This is a genomic window from Mesorhizobium sp. WSM3864 (assembly GCF_002294955.1).
In the GTDB taxonomy this organism is placed as follows: Bacteria; Pseudomonadota; Alphaproteobacteria; order Rhizobiales; family Rhizobiaceae; genus Mesorhizobium.
In genome coordinates this window covers 22,254-40,572 of record NZ_NSGD01000023.1, presented here as the reverse complement: position 1 = coordinate 40,572, position 18,319 = coordinate 22,254, and the positions used below count along the sequence as shown (strand labels likewise).

At 63.5% G+C, this 18,319-nt stretch carries 20 protein-coding genes; 5 read left to right on the top strand and 15 right to left on the bottom strand.

The window, feature by feature from the left end; all coding sequences use genetic code 11:
* Position 1: 1 nt before the first annotated feature.
* From CK215_RS27180 to CK215_RS27130, 11 genes are all read right to left on the bottom strand, one after another.
* Positions 2 to 415, bottom strand: coding sequence for a DUF126 domain-containing protein (locus tag CK215_RS27180; RefSeq protein WP_095832755.1), 414 nt, complete (start codon positions 413 to 415; stop codon positions 2 to 4).
* Positions 412 to 1,665 (bottom strand): aconitase X catalytic domain-containing protein, encoded by a 1,254-nt coding sequence (locus tag CK215_RS27175; protein ID WP_095832754.1) that lies wholly within the window; start codon positions 1,663 to 1,665, stop codon positions 412 to 414. Before CK215_RS27175 ends, CK215_RS27180 begins: the two co-directional genes overlap by 4 nt.
* Positions 1,662 to 2,150 carry a GNAT family N-acetyltransferase gene (locus CK215_RS27170; protein ID WP_095832753.1) on the bottom strand — a complete coding sequence of 163 codons (489 nt, stop codon included), beginning with the start codon at positions 2,148 to 2,150 and terminating at the stop codon, positions 1,662 to 1,664. Before CK215_RS27170 ends, CK215_RS27175 begins: the two co-directional genes overlap by 4 nt.
* A 4-nt stretch (positions 2,151 to 2,154) precedes the next feature.
* Positions 2,155 to 2,910, bottom strand: coding sequence for a molybdopterin-synthase adenylyltransferase MoeB (locus CK215_RS27165; RefSeq protein WP_095832752.1), 756 nt, complete (start codon positions 2,908 to 2,910; stop codon positions 2,155 to 2,157).
* Between the two features lie 239 nt (positions 2,911 to 3,149).
* Entirely contained in the window at positions 3,150 to 4,310 is a 1,161-nt protein-coding gene (gene recF, locus CK215_RS27160; RefSeq protein WP_095832751.1) for a DNA replication/repair protein RecF, read from the bottom strand.
* An 86-nt stretch (positions 4,311 to 4,396) separates the two neighbouring features.
* A complete protein-coding gene (dnaN, locus tag CK215_RS27155; protein WP_066996395.1) occupies positions 4,397 to 5,515 on the bottom strand; it encodes a DNA polymerase III subunit beta in 1,119 nt (372 codons plus the stop codon).
* 175 nt (positions 5,516 to 5,690) lie between these two features.
* Complete coding sequence (gene dnaA, locus CK215_RS27150) at positions 5,691 to 7,163, bottom strand: chromosomal replication initiator protein DnaA (RefSeq protein ID WP_245299622.1); 1,473 nt, start codon at positions 7,161 to 7,163, stop codon at positions 5,691 to 5,693.
* A gap of 909 nt (positions 7,164 to 8,072) precedes the next feature.
* Complete coding sequence (rpsT, locus tag CK215_RS27145) at positions 8,073 to 8,339, bottom strand: 30S ribosomal protein S20 (protein WP_066996401.1); 267 nt, start codon at positions 8,337 to 8,339, stop codon at positions 8,073 to 8,075.
* 245 nt (positions 8,340 to 8,584) lie between these two features.
* On the bottom strand, positions 8,585 to 9,358 hold the full coding sequence (locus tag CK215_RS27140; protein WP_095832750.1) for an enoyl-CoA hydratase: 774 nt from the start codon (positions 9,356 to 9,358) through the stop codon (positions 8,585 to 8,587).
* A gap of 40 nt (positions 9,359 to 9,398) precedes the next feature.
* A complete protein-coding gene (gene mutM / locus CK215_RS27135; protein ID WP_095832749.1) occupies positions 9,399 to 10,289 on the bottom strand; it encodes a bifunctional DNA-formamidopyrimidine glycosylase/DNA-(apurinic or apyrimidinic site) lyase in 891 nt (296 codons plus the stop codon).
* Entirely contained in the window at positions 10,273 to 11,520 is a 1,248-nt protein-coding gene (locus CK215_RS27130) for a phosphopentomutase (RefSeq protein ID WP_095832748.1), read from the bottom strand. The genes mutM and CK215_RS27130 overlap by 17 nt, the downstream gene beginning before the upstream one ends.
* Positions 11,521 to 11,648: 128 nt before the next feature.
* Here CK215_RS27130 and CK215_RS27125 point away from each other — a divergent pair, with 128 nt between their 5' ends.
* A complete protein-coding gene (locus CK215_RS27125) occupies positions 11,649 to 12,575 on the top strand; it encodes a PhnD/SsuA/transferrin family substrate-binding protein (protein ID WP_095832762.1) in 927 nt (308 codons plus the stop codon).
* A gap of 4 nt (positions 12,576 to 12,579) precedes the next feature.
* Here the strand turns inward: CK215_RS27125 and CK215_RS27120 are convergent, their stop codons facing one another.
* The 3 genes from CK215_RS27120 to CK215_RS27110 form a co-directional block, all read right to left on the bottom strand.
* A complete protein-coding gene (locus tag CK215_RS27120) occupies positions 12,580 to 13,200 on the bottom strand; it encodes a TadE/TadG family type IV pilus assembly protein (RefSeq protein ID WP_095832747.1) in 621 nt (206 codons plus the stop codon).
* A 130-nt stretch (positions 13,201 to 13,330) separates the two neighbouring features.
* On the bottom strand, positions 13,331 to 13,930 hold the full coding sequence (locus CK215_RS27115; protein WP_095832746.1) for a TadE/TadG family type IV pilus assembly protein: 600 nt from the start codon (positions 13,928 to 13,930) through the stop codon (positions 13,331 to 13,333).
* Positions 13,931 to 14,066: 136 nt separating this feature from the next.
* Positions 14,067 to 14,489 carry a pilus assembly protein N-terminal domain-containing protein gene (locus CK215_RS27110; RefSeq protein ID WP_066996418.1) on the bottom strand — a complete coding sequence of 141 codons (423 nt, stop codon included), beginning with the start codon at positions 14,487 to 14,489 and terminating at the stop codon, positions 14,067 to 14,069.
* A 356-nt stretch (positions 14,490 to 14,845) separates the two neighbouring features.
* On the opposite strand from CK215_RS27110, the gene CK215_RS27105 reads away from it, so the two are divergent.
* Together CK215_RS27105 and CK215_RS27100 are read left to right on the top strand one after the other, a co-directional pair.
* Complete coding sequence (locus tag CK215_RS27105) at positions 14,846 to 15,025, top strand: Flp family type IVb pilin (protein WP_095832745.1); 180 nt, start codon at positions 14,846 to 14,848, stop codon at positions 15,023 to 15,025.
* A gap of 147 nt (positions 15,026 to 15,172) precedes the next feature.
* A complete protein-coding gene (locus CK215_RS27100; RefSeq protein ID WP_095832744.1) occupies positions 15,173 to 15,691 on the top strand; it encodes a prepilin peptidase in 519 nt (172 codons plus the stop codon).
* Here CK215_RS27100 and CK215_RS31005 read toward each other — a convergent pair.
* Positions 15,688 to 15,891: a hypothetical protein gene (locus CK215_RS31005; protein ID WP_141245548.1), complete on the bottom strand. Its 204-nt coding sequence runs from the start codon at positions 15,889 to 15,891 to the stop codon at positions 15,688 to 15,690. The two genes, CK215_RS27100 and CK215_RS31005, sit on opposite strands and share 4 nt — an antisense overlap.
* Positions 15,892 to 15,973: 82 nt before the next feature.
* Between CK215_RS31005 and cpaB the strand changes: the two genes are divergently transcribed.
* Positions 15,974 to 16,786, top strand: a complete 813-nt coding sequence (gene cpaB, locus CK215_RS27095) for a Flp pilus assembly protein CpaB (RefSeq protein WP_095832743.1) — start codon at positions 15,974 to 15,976, stop codon at positions 16,784 to 16,786.
* Positions 16,783 to 18,312 (top strand): type II and III secretion system protein family protein, encoded by a 1,530-nt coding sequence (locus CK215_RS27090; RefSeq protein WP_095832742.1) that lies wholly within the window; start codon positions 16,783 to 16,785, stop codon positions 18,310 to 18,312. The genes cpaB and CK215_RS27090 overlap by 4 nt, the downstream gene beginning before the upstream one ends.
* The last annotated feature ends 7 nt before the right edge of the window (positions 18,313 to 18,319 follow it).

Here is an 18,319-nt window from a genome sequence, read left to right as displayed (position 1 = left end):
TTCAGGCGGCGACGCTCACGGCGCCGTCGTCGTCGACTTTGACGGTGCTTCCGCGATAGGCGTCGAACACACCGCGTCCGAGCCGCACCGCCATAGGCGTTTCCCAGCCCATTTCGCGCGCGACGATCAGGCCGAGCAGAAGAATGGCGTCCGGCTCGTGCAGGATAAGGGCTGCCGGCCCGCGGCCGTTGTGGACCAGTTCCATCAGCACTGCCGAAGCCGACGAGGAGCCGATGGTGCCCGGCAGGAACAGCACCCGGCCGAAAATCACCTCGCCATGCTGCGGGTGGCGGACATCGGCGATGCGCCCTGTCTTCGGGTCGACGCCGCCCCAGAAGCTGATCGGCGCCGTCAGCACCAGCGCTTCGCCTTTACCGGCCTTGCCCCGTACCAATATCTCCGCGGCGGCGCTCATGCGGCGAGGTCCGTGAAGCGCGGCTTGCCGGCGACCGCGCTTTCGACGCAATCGGCGAGCGAGGCATAGAGCACCGCATAGCCGGTGTTGCCTGGAGCGTAATGCGCGAACTTGCCCGAATTGGTCATCAGCACGCCGCCGGAAAGTTCCGGCATGATCGGCGTCACCACCACGCATGTGTCGGCAACGATGACGACGCCGCTTCCTTCGAGCCTCTTCCGCCGGCCGTCCTGCTCCAGCAAGGCAAGCACATGACGGCCGGTGCAGGCATAGATCGGCACGGCGAGCCGTCTTCCGGCAATCAGCCGCTCCAGCATCTCGAACTCGGCAAAGGACAGATGCGGGCTGCCAATGGCGGCCGCATCGATGGTTTTCGGCACCGCCGCGGTCGACAGGCCGGCGCGAGCCTTCGCCGCCATCTGCGGCGTGACGTGGATCATCGCCTCCGGTTCAGGCCCGGCCAGAATGGTTTCGACGTTGGGCGCCTCTGGCGTGACGCCTGCAATGTGGAACAGCCCCACCGCGCCGGATGAAGCGGCCGCTGCGCCGAAGGCCTTCAGCGCGTCCTCGCCGGGGTGACTGGCGATTCCGGCGACGACGCCGATCGTATCGCCGACCTCGCGGCCATAGAGGCTGCCCAGCACCGGCCAGGCGATCTCGGAAGCGAGGAAGGAAGGCGATAGGCCCGAGACGTCGAACACCAGCCGCGCCCGGCGGTTCTCGGCCCGGTGCAGGCCATAATCCGGCGCGCGGCCGGTGATGGCGCAGGCGATGTCGAGGAAATCGCCGTAGCGGTTGGTGCGGGCGCCCAGCACCGAATTGCAGAACACCACCGCATTGGACTCGCCCCAGGCGACATCGCTGCCCTGTGCCGGCCTGTGCCCGGCCTGATAGGGCGCGCAGGTCCAGCTTTGCTCGCAGCCGAGCTTGCGATAGGCATCCATCATCCGCCGCGCCATGCCGCGCTGCGGCTCTTCCAGGCGAATGCGCGAGCAGCCCGTCAGGTCGAGCGCCCCGACATTGAGCGTCGAGCGCACTGCGATCCTGGCGCCGCCTTCGACCAGCCGCTCGGCGAACAGCGTGCCGGAATCGCCGTGATAGAGCGCGCCGTCGATATGCGCCGAACAGATCGGGATCAGCCGCGGCGCTCCGAGCAGGCGCGCGCTCTCGGCGACGATGCGCATCGCCATTCCCGCGCCGTCCTTACCGGCGGCGGTTGCCTGTTCCAGCGGGCTGAGCGCGAGGCTCAAGACAGCACCTTGCGCATGGTGATCGAGGTCGGCCTGTCGTAGCCCGCATGCGCGGTGCGCCCGGTCTCGCGAAATCCGAGCCGGGCGAAGGCCGCGTGGTTCGCCGTAAGCTCGATACGCGTCTGCAGCTCGAGGGCCTGCTTGCTGCGCCGGTGGGCAAGATCGTCGAGGGCCTGCATCAGCCGTCCGCCTATGCCTCGCCCCTGAAGGCCAGGCTCGACGGCAAGCTTGCCGACATAGAAATCGTCTGCCCTCTCCATCGCAAAGACGCAGCCGACGATCCGGCCGTTCTCCATGGCCAGGAACGGCGTTTCTTGCCCGGCCTTGCTCTTGAGGTTTTCGGGTGTGAGCTGATGCGCCGAGGATGGCGGGTCGATGACGCCGTCCATATAGGCGAAGGCGCGCCGGATCAGCGCCAGCAATTCGTCCCACTGCGCGAAGTCCGGCGGAAGCTCGCTGACGAGGAGAGTGGCCATCTGATCCATGCGCTCAGACTGCCTTGTAGCGGACGATGTCGAAACGTGCGGTCAGCCCGTCGTAAAGCAGCAGCCGGCCGACCAGCGGCTCGCCGATGCCGGCGATCAGCTTGATCGCCTCCATCGCCTCCAGCGTGCCGATGACGCCCGTCAGCGCGCCGACGATGCCGGCAACGGCGCAGGATGGCACCAGCCCTTCGGGCGGCGCTTCCGGAAAAAGGTCGCGGTAGCCTGGATTGCGCTGGCCATCGGCGCCCGTTTCAAATGGCTTCAGCACCGTCACCGAGCCGTCGAAGCGGCCGACGGCGGCAGTGACCAGGGGCTTCTTTTCCTGGGCGCAGGCATCGGCCAGAGCATAGCGTGTCTCGAAATTGTCGGAGCCGTCGACCACGATATCGTATTGGGCGACGAGGGCAGGGGCATTTTGCTCGGTCAGCCTGAGGCGATGTAGTTCCACCCTGACATTGGGGTTGATGCGCATGATCGCCGCCGAAGCGCTATCGGTCTTCGCCATGCCGATTGTATCGCTGCCATGGATCACCTGCCGCTGCAGGTTGGACAAGGAGACATCATCGTCGTCGACGATGCCGAGCGTGCCGACGCCGGCCGCGGCGAGATACTCGAGCACAGGCGCCCCAAGCCCGCCGGCGCCGATCACCAGCACCCGCGCCCGCTTCAGCTTCTGCTGGCCGGGGCCGCCGATTTCGGGCAGCACGATGTGGCGGGCATAGCGCTCGAGCTCTTCGTCGGTGAGGGCAGCATTCGTCATGGCCGGACCATATAGCGGGCAGGAAACCTTGTCATGCACATGCAAAGCGAAGCCTTGTCACTGACATGCAAGGCGAAGCCTTGTCACTCACATGCAAGGCGAAGCCTTGTCACTGACATGCAAGGCGAAGCCTTGTCATGCATATGCAAAGCGAAGCTTTGTCACTCACATGCAAAGCGAAGCCTTGTCCCGCAGCACAAAGCCTTGCTCGTGCAAGGCGCTTTGAACTCTTCGACAGTTCAGCCGGTCGGGCCGACGCTGCCGTGATCGACCGTCAGGAATTGCGCCCGCCCGGCAAGGCTGGAAAACAGCGCCGCGTCGGTGCCGGTCATGAAGGCCTGGCAGTTGAGCTCTTCGAGGATGAAAAACAGCGCAGCGCGCCGGCCGCTGTCGAGATGCGCGGCGATCTCGTCGAGCAACAGGATCGGCGTCAGGCCCGACATCTCGCCGGTCAGCCGCGCATGCGACAGCACGATGCCGACAAGCAGCGCCTTCTGCTCGCCGGTCGAGCACAATTCGGCCGGCATCGACTTCGGCCGGTGACGGACCGTGAGGTCGGAGCGGTGCGGACCGTCGAGCGTGCGGCCGGCGGCGCGGTCGCGCTCGCGGCCATTGGCGAGTATGGCGCGGAATCGCTCCTCGACGTCGACTGCCGGTGTGACCGCGATTTCGCTTTCCAATTCGCCGGCGAGGCTGATGTCGGCCTGCGGAAACGGGCCGCTGCCCGGCAGCTTGTCGATCATGGCCGCAAGCAGTCGCACCAGCTCGGCCCTGGCCGCCGCGATCGCCACCCCGGTTTCGGCCATCTGCATCTCGATCGCGTCGAGCCAGCCGCTGTCGCGCGAGCCTTCCGTAAGCAAACGGTTACGGCCACGCATCGCCTTCTCGTAATCGAGCGCGCGCTGCCCGTGGCCGGGGTCGATCGCCAGCACCAGCCGGTCGAGGAAGCGGCGGCGGTCGGCGGCCGGCCCTGGAAACAGCCCGTCCATCGCCGGCGTCAGCCAGACGACCCGCAGCCATTCGAGCATATCCTCGGCCGATTTTGCCGGCGCGCCGTTGATGCGCACGCGCCTGCCGCCTTCCGCGGCACCATCGCCGCCGGCAATGCCGGTGCCGATTTCGACCTGACCTTCCGGTCCTTCGATGCGCGCATGCAAGGCAAAGCCGCCATCGCCGCCCTCGCGGGCGACGTCGGCGTAAGGCGCGCGGCGCAGCCCGCGCCCGGGCGTCAGCAGCGAGACTGCTTCGAGCAGATTGGTCTTGCCGGCGCCATTGTCGCCGGACAGCACGACAGCGCCAGGGCCGAGATCAAGCGAAAGTCCCGCATAGTTGCGAAAATTTGTAAGTGTAAGCTTACTTATATAGCTCTGCTGCCGAAGCTGTTTAGCGTCCGAGGTCACGGCGACATGTGAGGCCTGCTAGAGCAATTCCGGGAAAAGTGCATAGCGGTTTTCCGTCCGGAATTGCGTCAACAAAGAGACAAAGCCTAGACCCGCATCGGCATCAGCACGTAGAGCGCGGTCTCGTCGGCCATGTCGTGGATCAGCGTCGGAGACCCGGCATCCGCCAGCATGAACTTGGCTTCCGAACCGGTGAGCTGGGCGGCGACATCGAGCAGATATTTGGCGTTGAAGCCGATCTCGATCGGGTCGGACGAGTATTCGGCCGCCAGCTCCTCGGTTGCGCTGCCGGAATCCGGATTGTTGACGGCGAGCGTGAGCTGGCCGTCATTGATCGACAGTTTCACGGCTCGGCCGCGCTCGGACGAAATGGTCGAGACGCGGTCGACGGCGGCGGCAAAGCTCTGGCGGTCGATAACCAGCTTCTTGTCATTGCCGGTCGGGATGACGCGCTGATAATCGGGGAAGGTGCCGTCGATCAGCTTCGAGGTCAGGATGACGCTGCCGATGGTGAAGCGGATCTTGGTATCCGACAGCTCCGTCGTCACCGCGATATCCGGGTCGTCGACCAGCTTCTGCAGCTCGCTCACCGTCTTGCGCGGGATGATGATGCCGGGCATGCCTTCGGAGCCTGCCGGCGCGTCGATCTCGGCGCGCGCCAGTCGGTGCCCGTCGGTCGCGACCGAGCGCAGCTTCAGCTTGCCGCCCGCCTCATGCGTGTGCAGGAAGATGCCGTTGAGATAGTAGCGCGTCTCCTCGGTCGAGATCGCGAACTGCGTCTTCTCGATCAGGCCCTTGAGCGCCACCGAATCGAGCCGGAAGATGTGCGAGAAGGAGCCGGCTGAAAGCTCCGGGAAATCGGACTGCGGCAAGCACTGCAGGCGGAAGCTGGAGCGCCCGGACGTGACGGTCATCGCGTTGCCGTCCTCGTCGGTCTTCAGCATCACCTCGGCGCCGTCGGCCAGCTTGCGCACGATGTCGTAGAGCAGATGCGCCGGAACCGTCGTCGCGCCGCCGCGCTCGACCTTGGCCGGCGTGGCTTCGGTCACTTCAAGGTCGAGGTCGGTGGCCTTCATTTCCAGGCTGGCGCCCTCGGCGCTGAGCAGCACATTCGACAGAATCGGGATGGTGTTGCGCCGCTCCACCACGCGATGGACGTGGTTGAGGGACTTCAGGAGATTGGATCGTTCCAGGATAACACGCATGACGAAACAGGCTCGCTTCAATGAATGAGCGGGTCACCGGGCAGCGGCGCCCCGCAAAAGCTCCGAAAAGCTCAGAATCTATGTAAGCTGACAGTAAAAACCCTGCAAACGCAAGCCCGCGGCACCGGTTCCAGCCGGTTGCGCGGGCTTTCTGGGGATAAAGCGGGCTAAGCGCTCAGGCCTGCTCGTTGATCAGCCTTCTGAGCAGTTCGAGTTCCTGCGCCAGCGTGTTGTCGGCGCCGGAAAGATCCTCGATCTTGCGCACGGCGTGCAGAACCGTCGTGTGATCGCGGCCGCCGAAACGGCGTCCGATCTCCGGCAGCGAGCGCGGCGTCATCACCTTGGACAGATACATCGCTACCTGCCGCGGTTTGACGATGGTGCGCGTGCGACGGTTTGAGAGCAGTTCCGTCTTCGAAACGTTATAGTGGCGCGCCACGATGCGCTGGATGTCCTCGATACGCACCCGCTTCGGCTCGCCCGAGCGGTAGATATGACCGAGGATCTCGTCGATGCGGTCGATAGTGATCTGCGGCTCGAAGGACTGGCGAAACAGAAGTTGGTTGAAGGCGCCTTCAAGCTCGCGCCCGCTGCCCGTCACCGTTCTGGCGACGTGATCGAGGATCTCATCCGAAATGTCGAGCGAGGTATCGTCGATCTTGGCGGTAGCAAGGCGCAGCTTCAGCATGCCGAGGCGCATGCCGAAATCCGGCGCCGACATTTCGAGCGCCACGCCGCCGTTGAGGCGCGAACGCACCCGCGGCTCCAATGACTCCAGTTCAGACGGCGGCCGGTCGGCGGCGACCACCACCTGCTTGGCGCTGTCGAGCAGCATGTTGATGAGATGGCAGAACTCGTGCTGGATCGACTTGCCCTGCAGGAACTGCATGTCGTCGATGATCAGCAGATCGATGTCGCGCAGCTGCTCCTTCAGCGTCAGCGCATTGTTGTCGCGGATCGCGGTGGCGAAGCGCCACATGAAATATTCCGCCGTCAGGTAGACCACGCGCGATTTCGGATTGTGCCGCAGCGATTCCGCCGCGATCGCCTGCAGCAGATGCGTCTTGCCCAGGCCGACGGTCGCATGGAGAAAGAGCGGGTTGAAGCGCACCGCGCTCGACTGCGATTCCGCCACCGCCTTAGCCGCCGCGAAAGCAACACGGTTCGAAGGGCCTTCGATGAAGGAAGTGAAAGTGTAGCGCGGATCGAGCGGCGACCCCAGCACATTGTGGCGGAACTCGGTCTCCGCCGGCACGCCCTGGCGGGGCGCCGGCGTCCGCTCCACCCGACCGGCGCTCGCGGTGCCGGCGGCAAGCGCGGTCTGGGCCTGCTTGGTCATCTTGCGCGCCGGCGCGATCTCCGGCTCGACATTGTTGCGGCCCTGCCGCGTGGCGGTCCGCACGACGATCTCGATCTTGAGAAGGTCGGGATCCTCGTGCCTCCACAGTTCGGCGATAAGATCAAGGTAATGGCCGTTGATCCACGACCGCAGGAAGGCCGTCGGTACCGAGATGCGGACCATGCCGCGCGACGCCTCGGCAACCTTCATGCGGCCAAACCAGCTCGAATAGACCTCGGCTCCCAGACGCGCCTTCAATTGGGCCTTGACCCGCTCGAACTTCTGTTCAGCGTCGCTGGATGCCGCCATGTCGTCCCCTCCGACGATAGTTGCTGGGAATGGGAGTTCGCCCGCAATCTCCCCTTCGATGCCGCTCTGCATGATCAAGTTCCTTGTCTCTCGTACCCTTTTTCCGCCGGGAGTGCGCCTCCTGCACCCTGGGTCCGGCGACGTTTTTCGCTGCGCCTCTATCGCCGCCGCCGGCGATATCGTTGCAACGTTGCGCAAGGGACCTCTGCCGGCTCTCGCAAGCCGGCTTGATCATGCCAAGACAATACAACACCGCCCGGCGAAAATGCCGGCCCAACGTCGACTGCCATGTACAATTACGCCAGTCCCCTACCCGCACCGAAGAGACAAACCAAGCCGCACGCGGAATTGCTCCGCGTCATGAATTCCGCCATTTTTTGCTGGCCGATTCAGGCTGGGTTAAGGGCAGGTGCCCGTCCCTTCGATGGATGGACATTACCGAAATCGCTGTGGATAGGGCAAGGCCACGTCTAACGGATTTTTAACGAATCTGGTTACCGGAGACGTGTTCAAAGCAGGTGCCACTGCGGCCCATTTTCATAAAGCCATTGTGATTCAAACCCTTTTCCGTGGAATGTGAAAAAGGCCACACCTTCGGAAATTTTCTGAAATAATTCTCTTGACAGCTACTTGTCCCCCGCCGCTCCTCCGCGAGTTGAACAAGCTGTGGATGACCGTCTGTAAGATTTTGAAAAATATATGGATTTTGTGGCAGGCTCATCTATGGCCGTGCCCGCATCCAGCGGTCGTCGACATGAGCGATTATGTATATGCCGGCAAAACATTGGCTACTTTGAAATTCGGCCCAAGCGTCGTTGTCCGACCGTTCTTTTTAAGTACTTGCCGGCAAACGAAAAAACCCGGCCTGTGCGGCCGGGTTCAAGGATAACGGTTCTAAAGGGAAGTCGGTCAGGCCGACAGCACCTTGACCCGCTGGGCCAGCCGCGAAACCTTGCGGGAAGCCGTGTTCTTGTGGAGGACACCCTTGGTTGCTGCGCGCATCAATTCCGGCTCCGCGGCCTTGAACGCTTCCAGCGCAGCAGCCTTGTCGCCGGCGGCGAGCGCCTCTTCGACCTGGCGAACATAGGTGCGGACGCGCGACCGACGGTTCTTGTTGATCGCCGCCCGGCGGGCGATCTTGCGCGTTGCCTTTTTGGCCGAGGACGTATTGGCCATGATGCCTCTCTTCTGATCTGGTGGGCGCCAGCGGGTCGCAGGGCGCAAAAAACAAACGGGCAGCCACGGGCCGCCTCGGTTGGTGCGGCTTATAGTTCAGCTTTTCCGGCGCGTCAACGCCGCTTCGCGGTCTTTTTGGGCCTGAAGCCGCGCCTCGCTGAAACGGGTCTGCGCGCCTAAAGCCGTTGTCTTGGTGCATGCCCGGCTTCTTGCCAAAATCGCGGCACGCATTAGGCCGACAAGCCCTAGCTGTTGCTGAAATTCGGCTTCCGCTTCTCGACGAAGGCGGCCATACCCTCCTTCTGGTCATCGAGCGCAAACAGCGAGTGGAAAAGGCGGCGCTCGAAGCGCAGCCCCTCGGCAAGCGTCGTCTCGAAAGCGCGGTTGACGGCTTCCTTCGTCATCATCACCGACGGCAGGGAAAACTCGGCGATCTTCGCTGCCGCTTTCAGCGCCTCCTCGACCAGCTCGGCCGCCGGCAACACTCGCGACACCAGTCCGCAGCGCTCGGCCTCGGCAGCGTCCATCATCCGCCCGGTCAGGCACATGTCCATCGCCTTCGACTTGCCGACGAAGCGGGTCAATCGCTGCGATCCGCCCATGCCCGGCATGACGCCGAGCGTGATCTCGGGCTGGCCGAATTTTGCGTTGTCGGCTGCGATGATGAAATCGCACATCATGGCCAGTTCGCAGCCCCCGCCAAGTGCGTAGCCGGCGACCGCGGCGATGATCGGCTTGCGCGCACGGGTGAGCTCCTCCCACCCGACAAAGAAGTCCTGAGTATAGGCGTCGACAAAGGAGATCGCCTGCATTTCCTTGATGTCGGCGCCGGCCGCGAAGGCCTTTTCCGAACCCGTGAGCACCATCGCACCGATGCCGGCATCGGCGCCGAACGCATTCACCGCCGCCACGATCTCGGCCAGCACCTGCGAATTCAGGGCATTGAGCGCCTTCGGCCGGTTCAGCGTGATCAGCCCGACCTTGCCGCGTGTCTCCACGAGAATGGTTTCATAGGCCATGGCATCGTCTCCTCGCTTCGATTGAGGAGACCGGTCTAGCTCACCGCTGACAGGTCCGGCAATAGAAGGTCGATCGGCCGCTCTGCACGATGCGTTCGATATGGCCGCTGCAGCCCGGTTTCGGACATGGCTCGCCTTCGCGGTCATAGACCGCGAAGGAATGCTGGAAATAGCCAAGCGACCCGTCTGCCTGGACATAGTCGCGCAGCGAGGAACCGCCGGCGGCGATCGCGTCGGCGATGACCGAGCGGATGGCGGCGGCCAGGCGTTCGCATTGCTCTTTCGCTCTCTTGCCGGAGCCGGCTATGGTGCCGGCTTCGCGCAGCGGCGACAGGCCGGCGCGCCACAGCGCTTCCGACACATATATGTTGCCGAGCCCGGCGATCAGCCGCTGGTCGAGCAACGCGGCCTTGAGCGGCGATCTGCGGCCTTCGAGCAGCGAGGCGAGCAGGGGACCGTCGAGCGCATTGCCGGTCGGCTCGATGCCCAGCCCTGCCAGCATTGGATGCGTGTCCGGCGCGCCTTCGGCAAACAGCATGAAGCCGAAACGGCGCGGGTCGTTGAAGATGACGCGGGACCGCTCGCCCTTCGGGGAGTCGACATCGAATACGACGTGGTCATGCGCCGCGCTCTTCGAGCGCTCGTGATGGAAGCTGCCGGGAATGTGGCCGTTGCCAGCGGTTTCGACGCGGAACGATCCCGACATGCCGAGATGGCAGATCAGCACCGGACCGTTTTCGATGTGCATCGTCAGATATTTGGCGCGCCTGCCAAGCGCCGTCACGGTTTTGCCGGCAAGCCGCTCCGAGAACCGTTCGGGAAAGGGAAAGCGAAGGTCTGGCCGTCGCGCCTCGACATTGACGAGCCGCGCCCCTTCCAGGACCGGCTGCAGCCCCCGCCGCACCGTTTCGACTTCAGGCAGTTCGGGCATGGCCGCCTATCGTCGCGAGGAAAGAGGTGCCGTGGCGGCCAGGCGCAAGCCCGAGATGATCCGCGATGGTTTCGCCGATATCGGCGAAGGTCGGCCTGAGCCCGATGTCGCCGCCCTTCAGTCCCGGCCCTATCCCGATCACCGGAACGCGTTCGCGGGTATGATCGGTGCCGCGCCAGGTCGGATCGTTGCCGTGGTCGGCGGTGAGGATGAGAAGGTCGCCCGACTTGAAGCGCGACAGCGCTTCCGGCAGCCGGCGATCGAAGGCCTCGAGCGCTCCGGCATAGCCGGCGACATCGCGCCGATGGCCGAACTCGGTATCGAAATCGACGAAATTGGCAAAGACCAGATCGCCTTCGCCGGCGTCGTCCATGGCGGAGAGCGCCTTGTCGAACATCGCCATGTTGCCGCCCGCCTTGCGCACCTCCGCGATGCCGCGATGGGCGAAGATGTCGCCGATCTTGCCGACGGCGATGACCTTGCTGCCGCGCTTGGTCAGCCGGTCGAGCAAGGTCGGCTCCGGCGGCGGCACGGCATAGTCGCGGCGGTTGTGGGTGCGCTGGAAGGTGACGCTTGTCTCGCCGACGAAGGGCCGCGCGATCACCCGCCCGATCTTGAGCGGATCGACCAGCCGGCGCACCGTCAGGCAAAGCTCGTAGAGCCGCTCCAGGCCGAAATGCGTCTCGTGCGCGGCGATTTGCAATACGGAGTCGACCGATGTGTAACAGATGGGCTTGCCGGTCCGGATGTGTTCCTCGCCGAAGCGCTCGATGATCTCGGTTCCTGGCGCATGGCAATCGCCGAGGATGCCCGGCACCTTGCCTTCGCGGATGATCGCGCCGGTCAGCTCGGCCGGGAAGGCGGGCACGGTGTCGGGAAAATAACCCCAGTCGAAACGCACGGGCAGGCCGGCAATCTCCCAATGGCCCGACGGCGTGTCCTTGCCGCTCGAGACCTCCTGGGCAGCGCCATGGAACGACGCGGCAAGCAGCGGCGCGTCGAGGTCGACCGTCAGCCCGCTTGCCGTCTTGGCCGCGCGGGCAAGCCCTAGCGAGATCATGTTGGGGGCGGCGAGCGGTCCGCTGCGCAGGCCTTCACGATCCGCACGGCCCTCGGCGCAAGCTTGTGCGATGTGTCCGAATGTGTCGGCGCCGGCATCGCCGTAGCGTTCGGCATCGGCCGCTCCGCCGATGCCGAAAGAATCGAGAACGAATAGGAAAGCCCGCGCCATAGGGGTGCCATCGTGCCAATCTAACCAGCCAGACATAGAGTTCCGCAGCGGCGTTGGCAAATCGGATGCCAGACCGCAACGGCTTGGTGCAAAGTGGTGCGGATCGAGCGAATGCGGCAAGGATGGGCATGGGCGCAAAATCGGCGGCAAGCCAGGCATTGAGGACCTGCGCGGCGGCTCTCGCGGTGCTCTCCGCGGCCCCGCCGGCGCATGCCGACTGGCGCGACGACATCGGCACGTTTCGCATAGGAATCGTCGCCGAGCCCGGAGGAGGCAACACGGTACCTGATCTGGCCCGCTTGACGGATGCCTATACGAACGCTCTCGGCATGAAGGTCGAGTTCGTGGTTGCTCGCGACTATGCGGCATTGATCGAGGCTCAGGCGAGCGGCCGCATACAGTATGCGGTCTATTCGGCGCTCGCCTATGCTACGGCTTCGGAGCGCTGCGGCTGTGTCGAGCCGCTGGTGGCGCCTGTCGATGCCGATGGAGCCGCCGGCGTCCGTTCCGTGCTGGTGACGCGCGACGGCAAAGTGCCGGGCCTCACAGCGATCGCCTCGCATCGGATCGCCATCGCGCCCGCCGACAATGTCGCCGGTTCTCTCCTGCCGCTGACCGGACTGGCCGGCGAAGGGGTGCAGATCGCGCAGGATTCACCTTTCCTGGCGCGCGCCTCGTCGGCCACCGCGGCCGAGGCGATGCTCGGCGACGGCGAAGCCGACGGCCTGTTCGGCTGGGAGCCTGTCGGCGCCGACGGCCAGCCTACCGACACGGGCGGCACCATCCTGCGGCTTGCGGCCGCCGGCGTCCCGAAGACGTCGCTTCGGGTGCTGTGGAACTCGGCTCCGCTGCGATATGGGCCTCATGCGGTGCGCAGCGATCTCGACGCCGAAGCCAAGCGCCGGCTGGCCGTGTTTCTGACCAATCTCAAGTCGCTGACCCCGGATGTCTACGATCTTCTGGAGCCGACGCACTCCGGCGGCTTCGAACTGGCCGTCTCAAAGGACTATGCAACGGCCCTGGCCATCGTGCGGCGGGAAACTGGCGGGGATTAGTCCGTCAGCAGTCGGTGCAAGGAACCGTAGGACCGCGGCGCGGCCTCAGATAGTATGTTTCGCCCATCGATATGTTGTTGAAGGCCGAGGTCAATCCAAGCGTCGACGAACTGTCGGCGGACCAGGTGATGATCGGCTTATAGCCGAGGTCGCTTTCCACCCGGACAAGGAAGGTGTTGCGGATATTCAGCGTTGGCGGAACGGTGGTGGGACTGGTCTTCGCCGCGTCGGCGCTATAGGTGGTGCCCACAAGCTTGCGCGACCAGGCCACCGTCGCCTTGGGCGATGCCTCGTCGGAGATCTGGATCCCGGTGATGATGATCGTCGGCGTGGAGCGGTTGTAGGGCTGCAGCGTCGAGGTGCCGATCTTCATGATCGCGTCGAGATCGGCCTTCGTGACGCTGGTCTGCTGCGTGACGAGATCCGCCACCATGCTGCCGATGCGGCTGACCTTCTTGCTGGTCTCGATGGCCTGCGAGGCTTCCATCGTGATGAAGTACATGATGAGCAGCACCGGCACGATGAAAGCGAACTCGATTGCCGCGACGCCGCGGCGATCGCGGCAAAACCGTGCCGCCTTCGCCACGAAAGCCGAAATTCGTCGCTGTGCCCCCGCACGGTACATATCCTGCCCCCACACCGCCTCAAGTCTCGGCCGGCCGCAATCTTGAAGCATGTTTCCCGAAAGCGGACCCAGTTTCGGGAGACATGCCGACAATCAAAAAGCTAAAGCAGGTCGCGTCACGCGCCCTGCCTTAGTCGTCAAATGGTTCGTTCTGCCAGGTCACCGATGCGAAGTGCAGCGTCTTGCCGCCATTCAGATTGGCCATTTGTTTGGCCAGGAAATCGGTAATCACCGGCCATTTGTAGAAAACCCGCAGCATGTTCTTCGATTCCGCCAGCCCCGGCGACACCGTGAAAGTCGTCGAGCTCGTGCCTGTCAGCACGATTTCGCCGTTCTGGATTTTGAAGCCCGCCGCCGCGGCGTCGGCGAAGGTCGGATATTCGCGCAGGTCCACCAGAAGTGAAGCATCTGACCCCGACCCGGGGCAGTTCGTGGCGACCATGATCTCCAGCCTGTCGCAGATCAGCGTCTTGATCGAGGCGTCGGTGACGTTGGCCTTCTTGAGCTGGCCGGTTCGCAACTGGCGCGCGATATCGTCGGTGGCGTTGGCCATCACTTCCTGGCCGGCGAACGAGATGCAGCTCTCCAGGATGGCGAAAACGAGCAAGGCGAACGGCATGGCCAGCATTGCGAATTCCAATGCCGTGCTGCCGCGCCTATCGCTGAAGAAACCGGGGCGTGGCTTTGCCTCGGCCTTGCCGTCCATGCCACCCTTGGGCGCCCTGCTCATGTTCCGTTCCTGCCGATCCCTTGCAATGTCGGCTGCAACCTATCGACCACCCATTGAGGTCCGGTTTGGATCAGCGTTAAACTCGGTGGGCGGCCCTTAACCCGCTGTTAACCTGCGGGCGCTTGCGTCCTTAAGCTCAGCGGGCTGCGTTCATTTCCGTTTCGGACGTTTTCTCAGCCTCGCTCTTGTACGAGCTTTCGCAGTAGGGCGTGCAGGACATGGTTTGGACTTCGGCGCGTCGATAGATGCGCACCGAGGACGCGGCTTGCCTGACGACCGTCACCTGCTCATCGATGATCGGGCTGCCATCGGAATCGAGCACGACCAGATTGGTCACCCCGAAACCCTTGCCGGTGAGAACGACCGTCGAGGCGTCCTGCACGGCGGCATCGGCTATGGCCGGATTGCCCACGACGATTGTATCGGCCGCGCGCGACAACTTGACGATCTTTGCTTGATTCATGGTGACCTCGATGCCGGCGCCGGCGCTGGCCGGCATGACGGATGCGGCGACAGCCAACAGCGCGACGACTGAAAATGGCGATCTCGACGAGGTCATTGAAGCGCTCCGGAGCGGCAGACTGTTCAACGGAACATGAACGAAATTGGTGAACCGACGGTTAAGCGCCGCATGGCCGCGATAACGATTGGCCGGCTCGGCGGTCTTAAGCCGAGAGCATACGCTGTTTTAGCGAAATCGCGGATGGGCCCGATCTCCACGCTTTTCCTGCCCGCCGCTCCGCCTCTGGAGGTTTAGGCCACGGTTAACCAAGCAACGGGATCGCCTCCGGAAAGGAATCGGTAAGGGTATTTATTAAGCCGATCGAAAGGGCTTCCCCCTAGATTTGGCACATCCGATCAACCGGCAAGAGAAGTTGACGGAAGTGCTGTAACACGTGGAGTAGGAGCTCTCGAATGTCTAACCTCATCGCACGTTTCGTGAAGGACGAATCCGGCGCGACCGCCATCGAATACGGTCTGATCGCCGCCCTCATCGCACTCGCCATCATGGTCGGCGCCGGCCAGCTCGGCACTGCCCTGAATGCCAAGTTCACGGCGATCGCCAGTGCCGTCCAGACGGGTAAGGCCCCGTAATGGCTGCGTGAGCCAATTGCTTTAGAGATGGAAGGGCCGCCTCTGGCGGCCCTTTTTTGCAATCCCGTGATTTGGACCTCCAAGCTCATCAAGCTCTAATCCAGAATACGTAGACTGCAACTTGCAAATTGCGCCATAGGCTGCCCCATGCTTGAAGCCGTAATCTTCGTCGTCTTTCCTTTCTGCATGCTGTTTGCGGCGATCTCCGACATGCTTTCGATGACGATCGCCAACCGCGTGCCGGTGCTGCTCGTGGCGACGTTCGCTCTGGTCGCTCCGTTGACGGGGATGGATTGGGCCATCTATGGCGGGCATTTCGCCGCCGGAGCCCTGGTGCTGGCCGCGACTTTTGGGCTGTTCGCGCTCGGCGGCATGGGCGGCGGCGATGCCAAGCTGCTGGCCGCGACCGCCGTATGGATGGGGCTTAACATCAATCTCATCGGCTACCTGGTCACCTCGACATTGATCGGCGGCCTGCTGACGGTCGCCATTCTGGCCTACCGGAAATCGCCATTTGCGGCCTACACCGGCCACAACCGTTTTCTGCGCCATTTCGCCGACGAGAGCGCAGGCATTCCTTATGGCGTCGCGCTTGGTCTCGGCGGGCTCCTCAGCTTTCCGGATTCTCCGTTGATGGTCTGGGCGCTGGATAGGCTCACGACCTAAAGCATATCGCCATCTTCAGATGCGCTCGGTGCGCTTTGGAGTTTGGCTTTACGCTTGCCCTGTTCCCAAACAGCTTGTTGCCTTCGGAAAATCCGTTTCTGTGACGCGGGTTCTCGCGGCGCTTGGCCGCCTTTTTCTGTTAACGGCAAGCGGTTCGGTCCAATTTGAGTAAACCTTAAATTAATCACGATCGTAAGCATTGCATTAACCTTGTTTTGACGATTGCGGCTGCAAAGTCCGGCTTGGCGAGGTGGTTTGCCTTGAGGCGAAGGGTCCGGACGAATGCCAGCATCCCGACTGATTATTCTGAGCGTGGCCGTGGCCGCGGCGGGTGGCGCGGGTTATGTCGCGAAGAACATGGTAGTGGCGCCGCCGGCTCAAGTCGTCGTCAACGCTCCCAAGCAGCCGGCGATCGCGCTGCAGGACGTGCTGGTGCTTTCCGGCGATGTCGCAATGGGCAGCCAGCTCGGTAACAACATCAGGTGGGAGCAGTGGCCGGCGAGCGGCATCAACGCCAATTTCATCACCCGTGCGGCCGAACCGGACGCAGTCGAAAAGCTGAAGGGCTCGGTGGCGCGTGTAGCCATGTATGCCGGTGAGCCGTTGCGGCGCTCCAAGCTGGTCGGCGAGGGGCAGAGCTTCATGTCCTCGATCCTGCCGTCCGGCATGCGCGCGGTCGCGACCGCCATATCGGCCGATACGTCCGCCGGCGGCTTCATCCTGCCCAATGACTTCGTCGACGTCATCATGACCCGGCGCGCCGACGCCAGCAATGGCGGCAGCGGCTTCAATACCGAGACCATCCTGAAGAACATCCGTGTCCTGGCCATCGATCAGACCATCCAGGAGGACGAGGAGGGCAAGAAGACCAGGGTCGGCCAGACCGCGACGCTGGAGCTCACGCCGCAGCAGGCGGAGATCATCACGGTGGCGCAGCAGATGGCGGACCGCCTGACGCTCGCGCTGCGTTCGATCACCGACACGAATGAGAAGAACCTGGGCGAGGCCGACTATCTGGTGAACGGCAATGGCCGGCGCGGCACGGTGCGGTTGATCAAGTCGGGCCAGGTTTCCGAAGTGGGAGCAAGGAAATGAGGCTAATCGGCAAACTGCCCGTCATCGCGGCGGCCGCAATCGGCCTGTTCCTGATCGGCACCAATGCGCCTGGGCTCGTCGAGGCAAAAGCCGCGAACAGGGCGGCGGGTGTGACGGCCTCGGCTGCCTCGCAGCGTGTCAAGCTCGGCCTCAACAAGTCGGTGGTCATCGACTTGCCGAGCGACGCCTACGACATACTCGTCGCCAATCCCGCGGTCGCCGACGCAGTGACGCGCACGGCGCGCCGCATCTATCTGTTCGGCAAGGCGGTCGGCGAAACCAACATCTTCGTCTTCGGTCCCAACGGCGAGCAGATCGCCAGTCTCGACCTGGCGGTCGAACGCGACGTGGCCGGGCTGGAAGACTATCTCAAGCGCTTCCTCCCGACGTCGCAGATCAAGGTCGAACTGCTGAACGACAACGTGATTCTCACGGGAAATGTCGATACACCGCTCGACGCCAAGCGCGCCGTCGACCTGGCCACCATCTTCGTCTCGGGCGGTGAAGCGACGACTGGCCAATATTCACAGACGGCCGCCGGCGGGTCCGCCAATGGCGGCGTCGACATCAACAATCCCGACCAGGAGCGCCGCGTCTCCAAGATCGTCAATCTGCTGCAGATCATCGGCGACGATCAGGTGACGCTGAAGGTGACGGTTGCGGAAGTCAGCCGCTCGGTGATGAAGCAGCTCGGCGTCAATATGATCGGCAACGGCGGCAGCAACGGCATTTCCTGGGGCGCTCTCAGCGACAATTTCACCGGCCTCGGCAAGCAGCTGTCCAACTCGAGCTTCAATGTCGGGACGTCCTCGATCCAGGCCTACATCAATGCCATGGAATCGGCCGGCGTTATGAAGACACTGGCAGAACCGACGCTCACTGCGGTGTCCGGCGAGAAGGCGACCTTCAAGGTCGGCGGCGAATACAACATGGTGAACAGCGTTTCGGCCAACGTCTCCACCGACAACCAGACGGGTCTGAAGACCTATTCCATCGAGAAAATCGAATACGGCATCGGATTGGAGTTCCAGCCGGTGGTCCTGTCACCCGGCCGCATCAGCCTGAAGGTGCGGACTGCCGTTTCGGAGCCGACAACCGAGGGATCGGTTTCGCTGTCCGACGGCGGGACAAGCCCCGGTATGAACGCTTTGTCGCTGCGTAAGCGCCTGGCCGATACGACGGTGGAACTGCCTTCCGGCGGTTCGATGATGATCGCAGGCCTTGTGCGCGACGACGTCAGGCAGGCCGTCAATGGATTGCCCGGACTGACCAAGATTCCGGTCCTCGGCGCGCTCTTCCGCAGCCGCGACTTCGTGCGCAACGAGAGCGAGCTCGTGATCATCATCACGCCCTATCTGGCGCGGCCCGTGGCGCGCAACGAATTGGCCAAGCCTGACGACAATTTCAATGCGCCGAGCGACGGCGCCGGCATGTTCCTCGGTCGCGTCAATCGCGTCTACGGCACCATGCAGACCGATAGGCCACCTGGCCGTTACCACGGCGTCGTCGGCTTCATCTACAAGTGAGCGGGAA

Coding starts and splice junctions, on each gene's coding strand:
- CK215_RS31005 (WP_141245548.1), bottom strand. CDS start 15,891: ATGCTTACGATCGTGATTAATTTAAGGTTTACTCAAATTGGACCGAAC.
- cpaB (WP_095832743.1), top strand. CDS start 15,974: ATGCCAGCATCCCGACTGATTATTCTGAGCGTGGCCGTGGCCGCGGCG.
- CK215_RS27100 (WP_095832744.1), top strand. CDS start 15,173: ATGCTTGAAGCCGTAATCTTCGTCGTCTTTCCTTTCTGCATGCTGTTT.
- CK215_RS27110 (WP_066996418.1), bottom strand. CDS start 14,489: ATGACCTCGTCGAGATCGCCATTTTCAGTCGTCGCGCTGTTGGCTGTC.
- CK215_RS27130 (WP_095832748.1), bottom strand. CDS start 11,520: ATGGCGCGGGCTTTCCTATTCGTTCTCGATTCTTTCGGCATCGGCGGA.
- CK215_RS27125 (WP_095832762.1), top strand. CDS start 11,649: ATGGGCGCAAAATCGGCGGCAAGCCAGGCATTGAGGACCTGCGCGGCG.
- rpsT (WP_066996401.1), bottom strand. CDS start 8,339: ATGGCCAATACGTCCTCGGCCAAAAAGGCAACGCGCAAGATCGCCCGC.
- CK215_RS27090 (WP_095832742.1), top strand. CDS start 16,783: ATGAGGCTAATCGGCAAACTGCCCGTCATCGCGGCGGCCGCAATCGGC.
- mutM (WP_095832749.1), bottom strand. CDS start 10,289: ATGCCCGAACTGCCTGAAGTCGAAACGGTGCGGCGGGGGCTGCAGCCG.
- dnaA (WP_245299622.1), bottom strand. CDS start 7,163: ATGGCGGCATCCAGCGACGCTGAACAGAAGTTCGAGCGGGTCAAGGCC.
- CK215_RS27165 (WP_095832752.1), bottom strand. CDS start 2,910: ATGACGAATGCTGCCCTCACCGACGAAGAGCTCGAGCGCTATGCCCGC.
- CK215_RS27180 (WP_095832755.1), bottom strand. CDS start 415: ATGAGCGCCGCCGCGGAGATATTGGTACGGGGCAAGGCCGGTAAAGGC.
- dnaN (WP_066996395.1), bottom strand. CDS start 5,515: ATGCGTGTTATCCTGGAACGATCCAATCTCCTGAAGTCCCTCAACCAC.
- CK215_RS27120 (WP_095832747.1), bottom strand. CDS start 13,200: ATGTACCGTGCGGGGGCACAGCGACGAATTTCGGCTTTCGTGGCGAAG.
- CK215_RS27105 (WP_095832745.1), top strand. CDS start 14,846: ATGTCTAACCTCATCGCACGTTTCGTGAAGGACGAATCCGGCGCGACC.
- CK215_RS27115 (WP_095832746.1), bottom strand. CDS start 13,930: ATGAGCAGGGCGCCCAAGGGTGGCATGGACGGCAAGGCCGAGGCAAAG.
- CK215_RS27170 (WP_095832753.1), bottom strand. CDS start 2,150: ATGGATCAGATGGCCACTCTCCTCGTCAGCGAGCTTCCGCCGGACTTC.
- CK215_RS27140 (WP_095832750.1), bottom strand. CDS start 9,358: ATGGCCTATGAAACCATTCTCGTGGAGACACGCGGCAAGGTCGGGCTG.